Origin of the sequence: Nostoc sp. 2RC (assembly GCF_014222165.1) — a bacterium.
Lineage (GTDB): Bacteria > Cyanobacteriota > Cyanobacteriia > Cyanobacteriales > Nostocaceae > Nostoc > Nostoc linckia.
This window is the reverse complement of record NZ_JACKZU010000826.1, coordinates 1-310: the sequence shown is the minus strand read 5'-3', so window position 1 is coordinate 310 and position 310 is coordinate 1. Positions and strand designations below refer to the sequence as shown.

Sequence of the window (310 nt, the reverse complement as noted above, 5' to 3'; positions counted from 1 at the left end):
TATAGTGCAAGGCTCACCAAATAAGGATGTCCCCCCACCATTGCTTGTAGAGATTCCAGGCGTTTTTCTCCTTCGGGGGACACTGCCCATTCTAGCCCGTAACGCAATGCTAAATCCTGTACTTGCTTGGGGGTAAATGGTGGCAGAGTTATTGTTATTCCTACATTAAAAGGTGATTGATTGAGTTTTAGGGGAACGTAAATTTCTGTGGTGTGAACTACCACCATTCGTAGTTTTTGCCAAATGCAATCTTGCTTTGCTTGTTCGTGCCAAAATCGCAGCATTGGTAAAAAATCTTGGGCGATATTTG

Annotated in this window: 1 protein-coding gene; it reads right to left on the bottom strand. The window is 43.5% G+C overall.

Annotated elements, in window-relative coordinates; genetic code table 11:
• On the bottom strand, positions 1–310 hold a 310-nt coding region (locus GNE10_RS35135), incomplete at both ends, for an AAA-like domain-containing protein (protein ID WP_185570584.1).